Genomic DNA, 15,301 nt, shown 5'->3' with positions numbered 1-15,301 from the left:
TGGGAAAGTTTAAATGTCACAATTAAAACCACAAGAAGTTGTACGTTTAGGCGATATACAAATGGCAAATCATTTGCCATTTGTATTATTTGGCGGAATGAACGTACTCGAGTCAAAAGATTTAGCTTTTGAAATTGCTGAAACTTATATTGATATTTGTAAACGCCTAGATATTCCTTATGTATTTAAGGCGAGTTTTGATAAAGCAAACCGTTCTAGTTTGCATTCATTCCGTGGTCCTGGACTTGAAAAAGGTATTGAATGGTTAGGCGACATTAAAAAACATTTTAATGTACCCATTATTACCGACGTTCACGAACCATATCAGGCAGCGCCAGTTGCCGAAGTCGCTGATATTATCCAGCTTCCTGCTTTCTTAAGCCGTCAAACTGATCTTGTTGAAGCAATGGCGAAAACCCAAGCTATTATCAACATTAAAAAAGCACAGTTCTTGGCTCCTCATGAAATGCGCCATATTTTGCATAAATGTTTAGAAGCGGGAAATGACAAACTTATTCTTTGTGAGCGTGGCTCAGCATTTGGCTATAACAATTTAGTTGTAGACATGCTTGGCTTTGACATCATGAAAGAAATGAATGTACCTGTATTCTTTGACGTGACTCATGCTTTACAAACTCCAGGTGGTCGTTCAGATTCAGCTGGTGGACGCCGTGCTCAAATTACAACTTTAGCGCGCGCAGGTATGGCAACAGGTTTAGCGGGATTATTCCTAGAGTCTCATCCAGATCCAGACAAAGCGAAATGTGATGGACCATCTGCATTGCGCTTGTCACAGCTTGAGCCATTCTTGGCACAACTAAAAGAATTGGATACTTTAGTTAAAGGATTCAAAAAGTTAGATACTCATTGATGCAGGAATTTGCATCGCGTTATTCATTCAACTGAGGAATTGTTCATGAGCCAAATCGTTGACATTCGTGCACGTGAAATTTTGGACTCTCGTGGTAACCCAACCATCGAAGCAGACGTCATCTTAGAATCTGGGGTGGTTGGTCGTGCATGTGCACCATCTGGTGCTTCAACTGGTTCTCGTGAAGCTTTAGAACTTCGTGACGGCGACAAATCTCGTTACTTAGGTAAAGGCGTTCGTACTGCTGTTCAGAATGTAAATAGCTCAATTCATGAATTGCTTGTTGGTCAAAGTGTTTTTGAACAAAAAGCGCTTGATGAAAAAATGATTGCTTTTGATGGCACTGAAAACAAATCTAAATTAGGTGCTAATGCAACTTTGGCAGTATCTTTAGCAGCAGCTCACGCAGCAGCAGCTGAACAAAAACTTCCATTGTTCCAATACATTGCTAACTTACGTGGTCAAACTACTTTGACTATGCCTGTACCAATGATGAACATTTTGAACGGTGGTGCTCACGCAGATAACACTGTTGATATTCAAGAATTCATGATTGAGCCAGTTGGTTTCACTTCATTCGCTGAAGCATTACGTGCTGGTGCAGAAGTATTCCATTCTTTGAAATCAGTTCTTAAGAAACAAGGTTTGAACACAGCTGTAGGTGATGAAGGTGGTTTTGCGCCTAACCTTCGTTCAAATGAAGAAGCGATTACAGTAATTCTTCAAGCAATTGAGCAAACTGGTTATAAAGCTGGTTCAGATATTATGCTTGCACTTGACTGTGCATCTTCAGAATTCTACAAGAATGGTCAATATATTCTTGAAGGTGAAGGCAACAAGTCTTTTACAAGCAATCAATTTGCTGATTACTTAGCTGGTCTTGTTAAGCAGTATCCAATTATCTCTATTGAAGATGGTTTGGATGAGTCTGACTGGGAAGGCTGGAGTTACTTAACTTCAATTCTTGGTGATAAAATCCAATTGGTTGGTGACGATTTATTCGTAACTAATCCTAAGATTTTACAACGTGGTATTGATGAAAAAGTTGGTAACTCAATTTTGATCAAATATAACCAGATTGGTACATTGACTGAAACTTTAGATGCAATCTACCTTGCTAAAGCAAATGGTTACACTACTGTTATTTCTCACCGTTCTGGTGAAACAGAAGATTCAACTATTGCTGATTTAGCAGTAGGTACAGCAGCAGGTCAAATTAAGACTGGTTCACTTTGCCGTTCTGACCGTGTTTCTAAATATAACCAATTGCTTCGTATTGAAGAGTTAACTAAAGCGGTTTACCGCGGTAAAGCTGAATTCAAAGGTTTAAACTAATCTTTTGAATAAAGTTTTATTTATTTAAATATTGATGAAAAATTAATATTTAAATATAAGTGCTATTTCTAAGTGTTAGAAATAGCACTTTTTTATTTACCCTAAGCGCCGGGTTTTTAAAGATTCAGCCCAACTGTGGTGATGACAACGAGAGCATTCTTGGTCTAGCTTATTTAAAATTTTAGTTTCGCCACATTTCATACAGGAATAAAAAGTATTAATTTTAAGAACTTCTGCTCTACGATAAGCATCAGGGAATAAGGGAAGTCCCCATTTGACATCTTCATCTTCATAATAAAGCAAGCTCAGAATACCATCTGATTCAAGCAGGGCTGTTCTGACTTGGCCTAAATGTTCAACGTTTTGTTGGCGCATTTCCGAAAAAAACTCATCATGAGAATAGGTCTGTTTTTGGAAATCTTTGTAGACTAAAAGGCCTTCTTTAACGACACAGAGCGCTTTTCCTTCCAATAAATCTTCAATTTTTTTATGTTTTACCATGCCCCAAGTGACAAGACGATATAGAGAAAGAATAGCGATAAAAGCTATCAATGCATGGGCAATCGGTAAATCCTTAGTAAACATAGGATCGCCAGCAGCAGAACCTAAACATAAAATAATGGCAAGTTCAAATAAGGAGAGTTGTCGAATACCACGTTTACCAGATAGCCTTAGAAAACTAATGATAATGATAAACATGATGGTACAACGGACCAAAATTTCTAAAACAAAGGACCACGTTGTGTCACCTATAAGAATATTAGAAAGATCCATCTTTTTCTCACTTGTTTAAATATGTATAAAAAATACATTTAAAATTCATATCAGAATAAAATTAAAAAAAATATACTTTTTAAGTGGTTGTTGGTTAAGAAATTGATATATGTGTATTGTTATATGAAATTAAAAGATATAAAACTCATGTATAGAATAGAAGGGCTGAGTTTGAAAAAATGATGATGCAGCTATTAAATTTTAAAAAAATTCTGTTTTATTAATTTATCATCTTGAATAAAATTCCGACCGGAATCAAGCATTGTAAGTAATACAATATTTAAACTTTGCTCATTGGTAGTAAGAAGATAGTCTTTATATTCAGAGAATCTATTTCTCTATATCTTTCAGGAGAGCTTTTTTATATTTATTGAGACACTTTTTTTGTTAATTAGAAGTATTTTTATATACATAGATTGATTTATAAGCAGTTGTGTTCATAAACATTATTTTCCTTTCCAATTGAGTTGAATTTTGACAAAATGAAACATGTCACAATGGTCAATTTAAAGTAATATGACCATTCATCGTTTTGCAGGAATTTTGCATGCTGCTTGTAAATTGTCATACAATACAAAAACTTAATCAAAGTTTTTAATTAAAGCTCTTAATGCTATGTTAGAAGTATTTCGTTCCACTTCAAGCAAACTTATATTGCTACTGGTTATTGTTTTAGTGGCTATATTGCAATATCAGTTTTGGTTAGGTGAGGGTGGTTATTTTCCTCATCAAGCGCTTATGCAGCAGATTCAACAACAAGCCGAAGTAAATGACGAGCTTAAAGAGCGAAACCGTATTTTGGCAGCTGAAGTTTTCGACCTAAAGAATGGTACGGAGGCGATAGAAGAGCATGCTCGCCTAGATCTAGGTTTGGTTAAGCCACATGAGACATTTGTTCAAATGAGTACAATTAGTACCCATTACAAACCTATTTATATTGACCCGAACGCTAAAGTAGATTTGGAAACTAATGAGACACCATCATCACCAGACATCCCAGACTAAATTATGGGCAGTTATCCCTGCGGCTGGTTCAGGAAGTCGGTTTTCCAAAACTGAATTAAAGCAATACCAATATATTCAAGATGCTACTGTTATAGAACATACGGTTAAGCGTTTAAGTCAGCTTCCGCTGACGGGTTATGTTTTGGCAATTGGAAAACAAGATACTTTTGCCTCAACTTTATCTTTTCAAGATAAGCATAAAGCGCATTTTTGTAATGGTGGCGTTGAACGTGTGCACTCGGTATTAAATGCTCTGAATTATCTATCACAGATTGCGGAAGAAGATGATTGGGTATTAGTACATGATGCAGCAAGGCCTTGTGTGACTTTTGAATGTTTGAATACTCTTGTTAAAAATGCAATTGAGACTAATCAGAGTGCTATTTTGGCAATTCCGGTACGCGATACGCTAAAACAAGTAAATCAGGAACAGCAAATTGACAAAACTGTAAGTCGAGAGCTGTTGTGGCAAGCTCAAACTCCTCAAATTGCTAAAATTGGAATTCTTAAAAAAGCGATAGAAACAGCGCTAAAAAATAATTTGACTATTACAGATGAGGCGAGTGCACTTGAATCTATAGGAGAGAGTGTACAGGTGGTCATGGGACGTTCTGATAATATAAAAATTACTTACCCCGATGATTTAGAACTTGCTCGCTTGATTTTACAATCACAAAATTAAGATTTTATATACAGGATAGATGGTAATTTTTACTTATAAAATAGCCTAAGTGAATATGGTGTTTCTACATATCTATCCAAAATAATTAGTATTTTTTTATAACTTGTATTTGTAAGATTGAATAAGTAATTTATTTAGATAATGTTCGATAGTCGAACAAAAAAATCCTAAATCGAACAAAACTATATATAGCTGACTAGATCAAAATCTGAAAATTATCAAAAATGTTTAAAAGGGAAATCTAAGGGAAACACTCGGGATTGAGTGAAATATTTATCTATTCTTCTCGCCTCAGTGTGCCTAAATCTCTTACCTCTCTCTTCTTCAATGAGCACAATGGAGTTGTCTAATGATTGACAAAAGTAAGTCCTCACTAAGCGAGGTTTTATCGCAGATTAAAGATGGTGCAACCATTCTGATTGGTGGTTTTGGTACCGCAGGACAACCCGCTGAACTCATTGACGGTCTGATTGATCTTGGCGTTAAGGACCTGACCATTGTGAGCAACAATGCCGGTAATGGCGATTATGGTCTCGCTAAGCTGCTCAAAGCCGGTTCAATTAAAAAGGTGATTTGCTCTTTCCCACGTCAGTCGGACTCTTATGTATTTGATGAACTGTACCGTGCCGGAAAGGTTGAACTTGAACTGGTACCACAAGGCAATCTGGCGTGCCGTATTCAGGCAGCAGGTATGGGTCTTGGGGCGGTGTTTACACCAACTGGCTTTGGAACACTTTTAGCTGAAGGTAAAGAAACCCGTCATATTGATGGTAAAGACTATGTGCTTGAGTATCCAATTAAGGCTGACTTTGCCCTGATTAAAGCTTACAAGGGCGACCGCTGGGGCAATCTGGTTTACCGTAAATCTGCACGTAACTTTGGCCCGATCATGGCCATGGCTGCTGATGTCACCATTGCCCAGGTTTCTGAAGTGGTTGAACTGGGTGGATTAGACCCGGAACACATCATTACCCCAGGTATCTTTGTACAGCACGTTGTACAAGTACAGCCCGCACAGTAAGCAATAAGGAGAAATAACATGAGCTACCAGAAACTCAGCCGTGACCAGATTGCACAACGTGTGGCACAAGATATTCCCGATGGCGCCTATGTGAACTTGGGCATTGGCTTACCGACCAAGATTGCCAGCTACTTACCTGCTGACAAAGATGTCTTTCTACATTCTGAAAATGGCCTGTTGGCTTTTGGCCCGCCACCAGCGGCAGGTGAAGAAGACCCTGAACTGATTAATGCGGGTAAAGAGTTTGTGACCATGCTTGAAGGCGGCAGCTTTTTCCACCATGGAGACTCCTTTGCCATGATGCGTGGTGGTCACCTTGATATTGCTGTACTTGGTGCATTTCAGGTGGCAGCCAATGGTGACTTGGCGAACTGGCACACGGGTGCGCCGGATGCGATTCCTGCTGTTGGTGGTGCGATGGATTTGGCGGTTGGTGCCAAGAAAGTATTTATCACTACAGACCATGTGACCAAACAAGGTGAACCGAAGATTGTCGCTGAGCTGACCTATCCGGTAACGGGTAAACACTGTGTTGACCGTATTTACACTGACCTGTGTGTAATTGATGTGACCAATGATGGTTTAAAGGTGATTGAGAAAGTTGAAGGTCTTAGCTTTGATGAGTTACAGGCTTTAACGGGTGCAACTTTGATTGATGCGACTCAAGGGTAAGGAAGTAGGGAAATGACATTAAAAAACGCTTATATCATCGATGCCATCCGTACTCCATTCGGCCGTTATGCCGGTGGCCTTGCACCTGTCCGTGCCGATGACCTTGGCGCTGTGCCGATTAAAGCTCTCATGCAGCGTAACCCAAGTGTAGATTGGGAACAGGTTGATGATGTGATCTATGGCTGTGCCAATCAAGCCGGTGAAGATAACCGTAATGTCGGCCGTATGTCAGCACTACTTGCCGGGTTACCGTATCAGGTTCCAGCAACCACCATTAACCGTTTATGCGGTTCTTCACTTGATGCCATTGCCATTGCTGCCCGTGCCATTAAAGCAGGTGAAGCGAACTTAGTGATTGCTGGTGGTGTGGAAAGTATGAGCCGTGCACCTTATGTAATGGGTAAGTCAGACAGTGCTTTTGGCCGTAGCCAGAAGATTGAAGACACCACCATGGGCTGGCGTTTCATTAACCCTAAACTTAAAGAATTGTATGGTGTAGACACCATGCCCCAGACTGCCGAAAACGTCGCTGAACAGTTCAACGTCAATCGTGCAGATCAGGACCAGTTTGCCTTGGTGAGCCAACAACGCACCGCAAGCGCGCAAGCCAAAGGCTTTTTTTCTAAAGAAATCGTGGCAGTTGAAATCCCTCAGCGTAAGGGGGATGCTGTTGTGATTGATACCGATGAACATCCTCGTGCATCAACCACACTTGAAGGTTTAAGCAAACTTAAACCTGTGGTTAAAGCAGATGGCACAGTTACTGCGGGGAATGCTTCAGGCATTAACGATGGTGCAGCAGCTCTACTGATTGCTTCTGATGATGCAGTTCAGGCTTACAACTTAAAACCACGTGCCAAGATTATTGCCTCAACAGCCGTAGGTATAGAACCACGCATTATGGGTTTTGCTCCGGCACCAGCCATTAAAAAATTACTTAAACAAGCCAACCTGACTTTAGAGCAGATGGATGTGATTGAGCTGAATGAAGCCTTTGCTGCACAGGCTTTAGCAGTGACCCGTGATTTAGGCTTACCAGATGATTCTGACAAGGTAAATCCAAACGGTGGTGCCATTGCTTTAGGTCATCCACTTGGTGCATCAGGTGCACGTCTTGTGACCACAGCCTTAAACCAGCTTGAACAGACAGGCGGTCGTTACGCTTTGTGTTCAATGTGTATTGGCGTGGGTCAAGGCATCGCATTGATTATTGAGAGAGTCTAGTCATGAGTCAGTTATATGCCAGCTTGTTTTACCAAAAAGACGTCACTGACATCTTTAGTGACTCATCTTTAGTCACTTACATGATTCAGGTTGAAGTTGCGTTAGCCCAAGCGCAGGCACAAGTTGGCGTGATTCCTCAAAATGCAGCAAATACCATTGCCCAAGTAGCTGAGCATGCACTAGACAAGTTTGATTTTTCCGCTTTGGTGGTAGCAACTGGTTTAGCTGGAAATATTGCAATTCCATTTGTAAAACAGCTTACGGCAATTGTTAAAGATATTGATGAAGATGCTTCGCGTTATGTGCATTGGGGCGCAACCAGTCAGGATATTTTAGACACAGCTTGTATTTTGCAATGCCGTGATGCGTTGAATATGGTGGAAGGCCAACTTCAACAATGCTATGCGACTGCATTACAGCAAGCCAAGCAATATCGCCATCAAGTCATGATTGGACGTACATGGTTACAGCAAGCTTTACCAATTACCTTAGGGCATAAACTTGCTCGTTGGGCTTCTGCATTTAAACGTGATTTAGACCGTATACAAGCTATGAAATCACGTGTGCTCACTGCTCAGTTAGGCGGTGCTGTGGGTTCATTAGCTTCTTTGCAAGACCAAGGTTCGCTTGTGGTCAGCGCATTTGCGAAGCAACTGAATCTGACTGTACCAACAAGTACATGGCATGGTGAGCGTGATCGTATTGTAGAAATTGCAAGTGTGCTTGGTATGATTGTCGGGAATACGGGCAAGATGGCACGGGATTGGTCACTCATGATGCAAACTGAAATTGCAGAGTTGTTTGAGCCAACCGCAAAGGGTCGTGGTGGTTCATCGACCATGCCGCATAAGCGTAATCCAGTTGCGGCAGCATCCGTATTGGCCGCGGCGAATCGTGTACCAGCACTGATGTCTAGCATTTATCAAAGCATGGTACAGGAACATGAACGTAGCTTAGGTGCATGGCATGCAGAGTGGTTAGCAGTTCCAGAAATCTTTCAGCTTTGTGCTGGAGCATTAATTCGTACTGGTGAAGTTTTACAAGGTTTTGAAGTGAATGCTGAACATATGCAACAGAACCTTGAGTGTACCAACGGGTTGATTATGGCAGAAGCGGTGATGATGGCACTTGCTCCCAAAATTGGTCGTTTAAATGCTCATCATTTAGTTGAAGCTGCATGTAAAACAGCAGTAGCACAAAACCAGCATTTGTTTGATGTTGTTAGCCAACTAGATGAAGTAAAAGGGCAGTTTAGCCAAGAAGAGATAAGGAATATTTTCAAACCAGAAAACTATTTAGGCAATATTCAGCAACAGATTGATGCGGTTTTGAAAGAAGCACAAGGAGAGTCAAAGTGAAACAGACTATTAGCAATCGTCAAGGAAAGCAGTTAGCAGTTTATACAGATGGTCTAAAAGAAGCTCCTGTGCTTGTGTTTTCTAATTCATTAGGAACGGACCATGGAATGTGGCAGCCGCAAGTAGATGAGCTTAAAAGTCATTTTAATGTCATTACATACGACACACGTGGTCATGGCGAAAGTGATGTAATTAGTGACACCACATTGCAAAACTTAGCTGAAGATGTTGTTGATATTTTAGATGCCTTGAATATTGAAAAAGCTCATTTTTGCGGCATTTCAATGGGTGGAATTACAGGGCTGTGGTTGGGTATTCATCATCCAAATCGTTTTAATAGCATTACAGTTGCAAACTCAGCAGCCAAAATTGGTCAAACCGAGGCTTGGTTGAGTCGTGCTGAATCGGTAGAAAAAAATGGTTTAGCCGAGCTAGTTAAAACTACCCATACCCGCTGGTTCAGTGAAAAATTTGATTATCAGCATAATGTGGTTGCACAGACAACGATTCAAAGTCTCGCAAGCACGCCAGCACAAGGTTATGCCAATGCATGTCGCGCTTTAGCGTATGCCGATTTGAGAGATGAAATTGCACAAATCCAAATTCCAGCGCTACTGATTGCAGGAACAGAAGATCCGGTAACCACAGTAGCAGATGCCGAATTTATGCAGAAGGCGATTAATAACAGTCAGCTTGCAAAACTCGAAGCATCTCATCTTTCTAATATTGAGCAACCACAAAGATTTACTCAGGAATTGACTAGATTTATTCAGCAAATCTAATCGCTTAGTAATTTAAAAGGAATTGGCCTTAAGGAGGCAAATATGGCGTCTCAGGATTACGCTACACCAAGCAAAAGCATCGATGCTCAAGCACTGATTAATGATGCTCCACTTAGTAAATATCAATGGATGATCGCAATCATCTGTTTCTTAATTATTTTTACTGATGGTATCGATACAGCTGCAATGGGTTTTATCGCTCCAGCATTGGCTCAGGACTGGGGCGTTGACCGTTCTCAGTTAGGGCCGGTGATGAGTGCCGCACTTGGTGGAATGATTATTGGAGCTTTAGTTTCTGGCCCGACAGCTGACCGCTTTGGCCGCAAAATTGTTTTAGCCTTTTCGATGCTTGTATTTGGTGGGTTCACCTTGGCATCTGCTTATGCAACCAACTTGGATAGCCTTGTCGTTTTACGGTTTTTGACAGGTATTGGGCTTGGCGCAGCTATGCCGAATGCGACCACTTTATTTTCTGAGTACTGTCCAACCCGCATTCGCTCGTTACTCGTGACATGTATGTTCTGTGGCTACAACTTGGGTATGGCTACAGGTGGTTTTATTAGCAGTTGGCTTATCCCGACTTACGGTTGGCATAGTTTATTTTTGCTCGGCGGCTGGTCACCTTTAATTTTAATGATTTTAGTGATTTTGGTGTTACCTGAGTCTTACCGCTTTTTAATTGTGAAAGGTAAGAATCCAGAAAAAGTACGCAAAATCTTAAATCATATTGCACCAGCACAGATTCAAAATGCGACAGCATTTCATGTGCCTGAAGAAAAAACAGAAGTTGTCCAAAAGAAAAATGTCTTTGGAATTATGTTTTCTAAGCCATATGCCAAAGGTACGGTTTTGCTTTGGGTGACTTACTTCATGGGACTCGTGGTTGTTTACTTGCTAACAAGCTGGTTACCAACACTTATGCGTGAAACAGGTGCTTCGATGGAGCGTGCTGCATTTATTGGCGGTTTGTTCCAGTTCGGTGGTGTGGTGAGCGCACTGTTTATTGGTTGGGCAATGGACAAATTCAACCCGAACCGAGTTATCGCCATTTTCTACTTTGCCGCAGGTCTATTTGCAATTGCTGTCGGTCAAAGCTTAGGCAACTCAACCTTACTTGCAGTATTGGTACTTTGTGCGGGTATCGCCATTAATGGTGCGCAATCTTCGATGCCGGCGTTAAGTGCACGCTTCTATCCAACTCAGTGCCGCGCAACTGGTGTGTCTTGGATGACGGGTATTGGGCGTTTTGGTGCGGTATTTGGTGCGTGGATTGGAGCTGTGTTACTCGGCAATGATTGGTCGTTTACCGCCATTCTTAGTTTATTACTCATTCCAGCGACCGCTGCTGCTGTTGCGGTATTTATTAAATCAATTGTTGCGCATACCGATGCAACTTAATAGAGGTCTATCACAATGAATGATGAACAACGCTATAAACAAGGCATTGAGGTGCGGACTGAAGTTTTGGGTGAAAAACATGTTGGTCGGTCTTTGCAGAACCTAAATGACTTTAACCAGGATTTCCAAAATTTTATTAGCCGTTATGCATGGGGTGAAGTGTGGTCTCGCCCAGGCTTACCACGTCATACCCGTAGTTTAGTGACTATCGCAATCTTATTGGCACTGGGCCGCGAAGATGAACTACGCATGCATTTACGTGCTTGTTTCAACAACGGTGTAACTAAAGAAGATTTAAAAGAGCTGATCTTACACAGTTCACTCTATGCGGGTTTACCTGCTGCAAACGCTGCAATGCACATGGCTGAAGAAGTCTTTAAAGAGTTGGGGATAGAAGTAAACCCAATTGCAGCGAAAGAACAGGATTAAGGAGATAAAGATGTCACAACATAGCTGGGGTGCTTACGCCCAACGTAATACAGATGATCATCCACCAGCGTATACGCCAGGTTATAAAACAAGTGTATTACGTTCGCCAAAAAATGCATTGATCTCAATTAATGAGACTTTAACAGAAGTCACTGCGCCGCATTTTTCTTCAAATCTGTTTGGCCCAAAAGATAACGATTTGATTTTGAACTATGCCAAAGATGGTTTGCCAATTGGTGAGCGTGTCATTGTTCATGGCTATGTTCGTGACCAATTTGGTCGTCCTGTAAAAAATGCACTTCTAGAAGTATGGCAGGCCAACGCTTCTGGTCGTTACCGCCATCCAAATGATAAGTTTATTGGTGCAATGGACCCTAACTTTGGTGGGTGTGGCCGTACCTTAACTGATGAAAACGGTTTTTATATTTTCCGTACCATTAAACCGGGTCCGTACCCATGGCGTAACCGTATTAATGAATGGCGTCCTGCTCATATTCATTTCTCTTTAATTGCTGATGGTTGGGCTCAGCGTCTGATTTCGCAGTTTTATTTTGAGGGCGATACGCTCATTGACACTTGCCCGATTTTAAAAACGATTCCTTCTGAAGATCAACGTCGTGCCTTGATTGCACTAGAAGATAAAAACAACTTTATCGAAGCAGATAGCCGTTGTTACCGTTTTGACATCACTTTACGTGGACGTCGAGCGACTTACTTCGAAAATGATTTGACTTAATCGGGAGCACGAGCATGAACAACTGGAATTTTCAGGAATTAAAAGAAACTCCATCTCAAACAGGTGGTCCTTACGTTCACATTGGTTTATTGCCACAACAGGCCGGTATTGAAGTTTTTGAAAACAACTTTAATAACCAGTTGGTTCAAGACCAAACCAAAGGTGAGCGTATTCGTCTTGAAGGTCAAGTGTTTGACGGATTAGGTTTACCGCTACGTGATGTACTCATTGAGATTTGGCAGGCTGATGCGAACGGTATTTATCCAAGTCAGGCAGATACGCGTGAGCAAAAAGCTGATCCTGCATTTCAGGGCTGGGGCCGTACAGGTGCCGATTTTGAAACAGGCGTTTGGAGCTTTAATACAATTAAGCCAGGTGCGACAGCAGGCCGTAAAGGTTCAACTCAAGCTCCACATATTGCGTTAGTTATTTTCGCTCGCGGTATTAACTTGGGTCTTCATACACGTGTTTATTTTGAAGATGAAGCAGAGGCAAATGCTAACGATCCAATTCTAAATAGCATTGAATGGGCCCCACGTCGCCAAACTCTTATTGCAAAACGTTTTGAAGAAAATGGTGAAGTTGTTTACCGCTTTGATATTCGTATTCAAGGCGATGACGAAACTGTATTTTTTGATATTTAAGAAACACCTAAGGCTACACCTGATTATTCAAGGATGCGTGTAGCCTTTTTAAGGATGAACATATGAACATGAAAACATTAGTAAGCCTAAGTTTGCTTGCACTCCCATTTTTTACTGCACAGGTAAATGCTGAACCTGTTGCTTTAGCTGCTCAGACACAACCTGCCGCTACAGCCGTTAAAACGATTGTTCCGATTACCGCAAAAACTAAAGAACAAGCATTGGCACAAGCTCAAGTCATTGCAAATACAGCAGATGCTGATTTAGCAGAGTTCCGTATCGATTTATTAAGCTTTGCCAGCGATACAAAACAAGTCATTGCCTTAGGTCATGAGCTGAAAAAGATTTTAGGCAATAAGCCAATCATTGCCACTATTCGTACCAAAAACGAAGGGGGCCAGCTTGAAATTAGTGATGCTGATTATGGTAAGACTTATCAGGCTTATTTAAAGAATCCTTTCATGGACTGGTTAGATGTTGAAATGTTCCGTGATCAAAAAGTAGTTTCAGAAATTGTTCAAAAAGCACATCAAAAGAAAGTGCTCGTTGTCATGTCTAATCACGACTTCCAAAAAACACCAAGCCAAGATGAAATTGAAAAACGCTTGTTAAAACAAGATCAAATGGGCGCAGATGTTCTCAAAATTGCTGTAATGCCTAAATCTAAACAAGATGTCTTCACTTTAATGAACGCAACTTTAAAAGTAAGCCAGCAAACCACTAAGCCATTATTGACAATGTCGATGGGGCAATTAGGTACGATTTCACGTGTTGCGACTGCCAATATGGGCGGAAGTTATAGCTTTGGCATGATTGGTCAGGCTTCTGCACCGGGTCAAATTGATGTGACCAAGCTCAAACAGATTTTACAAACCGTTCAACCAACAAAACCATAAATCATAAGGATATGATGAAATGAATACATTACGTTTAACTACTCTTGCATTAGGTTTGATGGTTTCAGGCATAGCAGCGGCTCAAACTTATGTGGTTGACCGTTATCAAGACGATAGCAATAAAGGCTCTTTACGCTGGGCAATTGAACAAGCCAATGCAAACCCAAGCGAAGCTAGCGACATTTTGATTCAAGCAGTAGGCAAAGCGCCTTATGCGATTAAATTAAACAGCGCACTTCCTGAAATTAAAGCACCCGTCAAAATCATTGGTACTCAGTGGGATAAAACTGGCGAATACATCGCAATTGATGGTTCAAACTATATTAAAGGCGAAGGTGCAAAAGCTTGTCCAGGTGCAAACCCTGAACAGTACGGCACCAATGTACGTACTATGACTTTACCGGGGTTGGTACTACGTGACGTCAACAATGTCACTTTAAAAGGTTTAGACATTCATCGCTTCTGTATTGGTGTATTGATTAACCGCTCAAGCAATAACCTCATCCAACACAACCGTATTAGTAATAACTACGGCGGTGCTGGTGTTATGTTGACGGGTGATGATGGTAAAGGTAACCCAACTGCAACCACGACCAATAACAACAAAGTCTTAGATAACATTTTCCAAGACAATGGTGATGGTCTAGAGCTGACACGTGGTGCTGCGTTTAACTTAATTGCGAATAACCATTTTGTTTCAACCAAAGCAAATCCAGAACCATCACAAGGTATTGAAATTTTGTGGGGTAATGACAATGCCGTAGTTGGTAATAAATTCGAAAACTATTCAGATGGTTTACAGATTAACTGGGGCAAACGTAACTATATCGCCTACAACGAAATGACCAATAACTCGATTGGTTTCAATATGACGGGTGATGGCAACATTCTTGATAGCAATAAAGTACATGGTAACCGTATTGGTGTAGCCATTCGCTCTGAAAAAGATGCAAATGCAAGAATTACATTGACTAAAAACCTGATTTGGGACAATGGTAAAGATATTAAACGTTGTGAAGCGGGTGGTTCATGTGTACCAGATCAGCGTTTAGGGGCAATTGTATTTGGAGTTCCTGCACTTGAGCATGCAGGATTTGTAGGTTCTCGTGGTGGTGGTGTGGTTGTCGACCCATCTAAACAACAAAAAACATGTACTCAGCCAAATCAACAGGACTGTAATGCTCAGCCGAATCAGGGTATTAAAGCTCCTAAGTTAACAGCAAATAAAGGTTCAGTTACAGTAGAAGTTAATGGCTTACCAAATCAACGCTATCAAGTTGAGTTTTTTGGCAACCAAAATGCAGCATCAAAAGAAGCTGAGCAATATTTAGGTGCAATAACTGTTGCTACAGATGCACAAGGGGTCGCAAAAGCGAATTGGAAGCCGTCTGTAAAAGTTGCCTCAATTACAGCAAATGTAACTGATCGCTTCGGTGCTACATCTGAGCTCGGGTTTGTGCAAGTTAAATAACAA

Annotated in this window: 16 protein-coding genes; 15 read left to right on the top strand and 1 reads right to left on the bottom strand. The window is 41.0% G+C overall.

The annotated features are described in order from the left end of the window. Positions 1–13: 13 nt before the first annotated feature. Complete coding sequence (gene kdsA / locus EGT34_RS02310) at positions 14–871, top strand: 3-deoxy-8-phosphooctulonate synthase (protein WP_000080538.1); 858 nt, start codon at positions 14–16, stop codon at positions 869–871. A gap of 45 nt (positions 872–916) precedes the next feature. Next, positions 917–2,206, top strand: coding sequence for a phosphopyruvate hydratase (eno, locus tag EGT34_RS02305; RefSeq protein WP_000078452.1), 1,290 nt, complete (start codon positions 917–919; stop codon positions 2,204–2,206). A gap of 96 nt (positions 2,207–2,302) precedes the next feature. Here the strand turns inward: eno and EGT34_RS02300 are convergent, their stop codons facing one another. Next, positions 2,303–2,980, bottom strand: coding sequence for a DUF421 domain-containing protein (locus EGT34_RS02300; RefSeq protein ID WP_024437550.1), 678 nt, complete (start codon positions 2,978–2,980; stop codon positions 2,303–2,305). A 615-nt stretch (positions 2,981–3,595) separates the two neighbouring features. Between EGT34_RS02300 and ftsB the strand changes: the two genes are divergently transcribed. From ftsB to EGT34_RS02235, 13 genes are all read left to right on the top strand, one after another. Next, positions 3,596–3,985 (top strand): cell division protein FtsB, encoded by a 390-nt coding sequence (gene ftsB, locus EGT34_RS02295; RefSeq protein ID WP_024437549.1) that lies wholly within the window; start codon positions 3,596–3,598, stop codon positions 3,983–3,985. Beyond that, complete coding sequence (ispD, locus tag EGT34_RS02290) at positions 3,951–4,667, top strand: 2-C-methyl-D-erythritol 4-phosphate cytidylyltransferase (RefSeq protein ID WP_001215781.1); 717 nt, start codon at positions 3,951–3,953, stop codon at positions 4,665–4,667. Before ftsB ends, ispD begins: the two co-directional genes overlap by 35 nt. A gap of 349 nt (positions 4,668–5,016) precedes the next feature. Beyond that, the gene (locus tag EGT34_RS02285; RefSeq protein WP_000565989.1) at positions 5,017–5,688 is read left to right on the top strand and encodes a 3-oxoacid CoA-transferase subunit A; all 672 of its coding nucleotides are present in this window, start codon (positions 5,017–5,019) and stop codon (positions 5,686–5,688) included. A gap of 18 nt (positions 5,689–5,706) precedes the next feature. Next, entirely contained in the window at positions 5,707–6,360 is a 654-nt protein-coding gene (locus tag EGT34_RS02280; RefSeq protein ID WP_021511229.1) for a 3-oxoacid CoA-transferase subunit B, read from the top strand. A gap of 12 nt (positions 6,361–6,372) precedes the next feature. Continuing rightward, the gene (pcaF, locus tag EGT34_RS02275; RefSeq protein WP_032019915.1) at positions 6,373–7,584 is read left to right on the top strand and encodes a 3-oxoadipyl-CoA thiolase; all 1,212 of its coding nucleotides are present in this window, start codon (positions 6,373–6,375) and stop codon (positions 7,582–7,584) included. 2 nt (positions 7,585–7,586) lie between these two features. Next, positions 7,587–8,942, top strand: a complete 1,356-nt coding sequence (locus EGT34_RS02270; RefSeq protein WP_031974881.1) for a 3-carboxy-cis,cis-muconate cycloisomerase — start codon at positions 7,587–7,589, stop codon at positions 8,940–8,942. Next, positions 8,939–9,724 (top strand): 3-oxoadipate enol-lactonase, encoded by a 786-nt coding sequence (gene pcaD, locus EGT34_RS02265; protein ID WP_024437546.1) that lies wholly within the window; start codon positions 8,939–8,941, stop codon positions 9,722–9,724. The genes EGT34_RS02270 and pcaD overlap by 4 nt, the downstream gene beginning before the upstream one ends. Before the next feature lie 42 nt (positions 9,725–9,766). Beyond that, positions 9,767–11,122: an MFS transporter gene (locus EGT34_RS02260; protein WP_000168125.1), complete on the top strand. Its 1,356-nt coding sequence runs from the start codon at positions 9,767–9,769 to the stop codon at positions 11,120–11,122. 15 nt (positions 11,123–11,137) lie between these two features. Beyond that, on the top strand, positions 11,138–11,551 hold the full coding sequence (gene pcaC / locus EGT34_RS02255; protein ID WP_000997505.1) for a 4-carboxymuconolactone decarboxylase: 414 nt from the start codon (positions 11,138–11,140) through the stop codon (positions 11,549–11,551). Between the two features lie 10 nt (positions 11,552–11,561). Beyond that, on the top strand, positions 11,562–12,287 hold the full coding sequence (pcaH, locus tag EGT34_RS02250; protein WP_000077912.1) for a protocatechuate 3,4-dioxygenase subunit beta: 726 nt from the start codon (positions 11,562–11,564) through the stop codon (positions 12,285–12,287). 14 nt (positions 12,288–12,301) lie between these two features. After that, positions 12,302–12,931, top strand: coding sequence for a protocatechuate 3,4-dioxygenase subunit alpha (pcaG, locus tag EGT34_RS02245; protein ID WP_001067206.1), 630 nt, complete (start codon positions 12,302–12,304; stop codon positions 12,929–12,931). A 68-nt stretch (positions 12,932–12,999) separates the two neighbouring features. Further along, positions 13,000–13,827, top strand: coding sequence for a type I 3-dehydroquinate dehydratase (aroD, locus tag EGT34_RS02240; protein ID WP_086242003.1), 828 nt, complete (start codon positions 13,000–13,002; stop codon positions 13,825–13,827). 19 nt (positions 13,828–13,846) lie between these two features. Then, entirely contained in the window at positions 13,847–15,298 is a 1,452-nt protein-coding gene (locus tag EGT34_RS02235; RefSeq protein WP_024437544.1) for a right-handed parallel beta-helix repeat-containing protein, read from the top strand. Positions 15,299–15,301 lie beyond the last annotated feature (3 nt).

Origin of the sequence: Acinetobacter sp. FDAARGOS_558, assembly GCF_003937785.1 — a bacterium.
GTDB classification, from domain to species: Bacteria; Pseudomonadota; Gammaproteobacteria; order Pseudomonadales; family Moraxellaceae; genus Acinetobacter; species Acinetobacter baumannii.
This window is presented reverse-complemented; position numbering and strand designations above follow the sequence as displayed.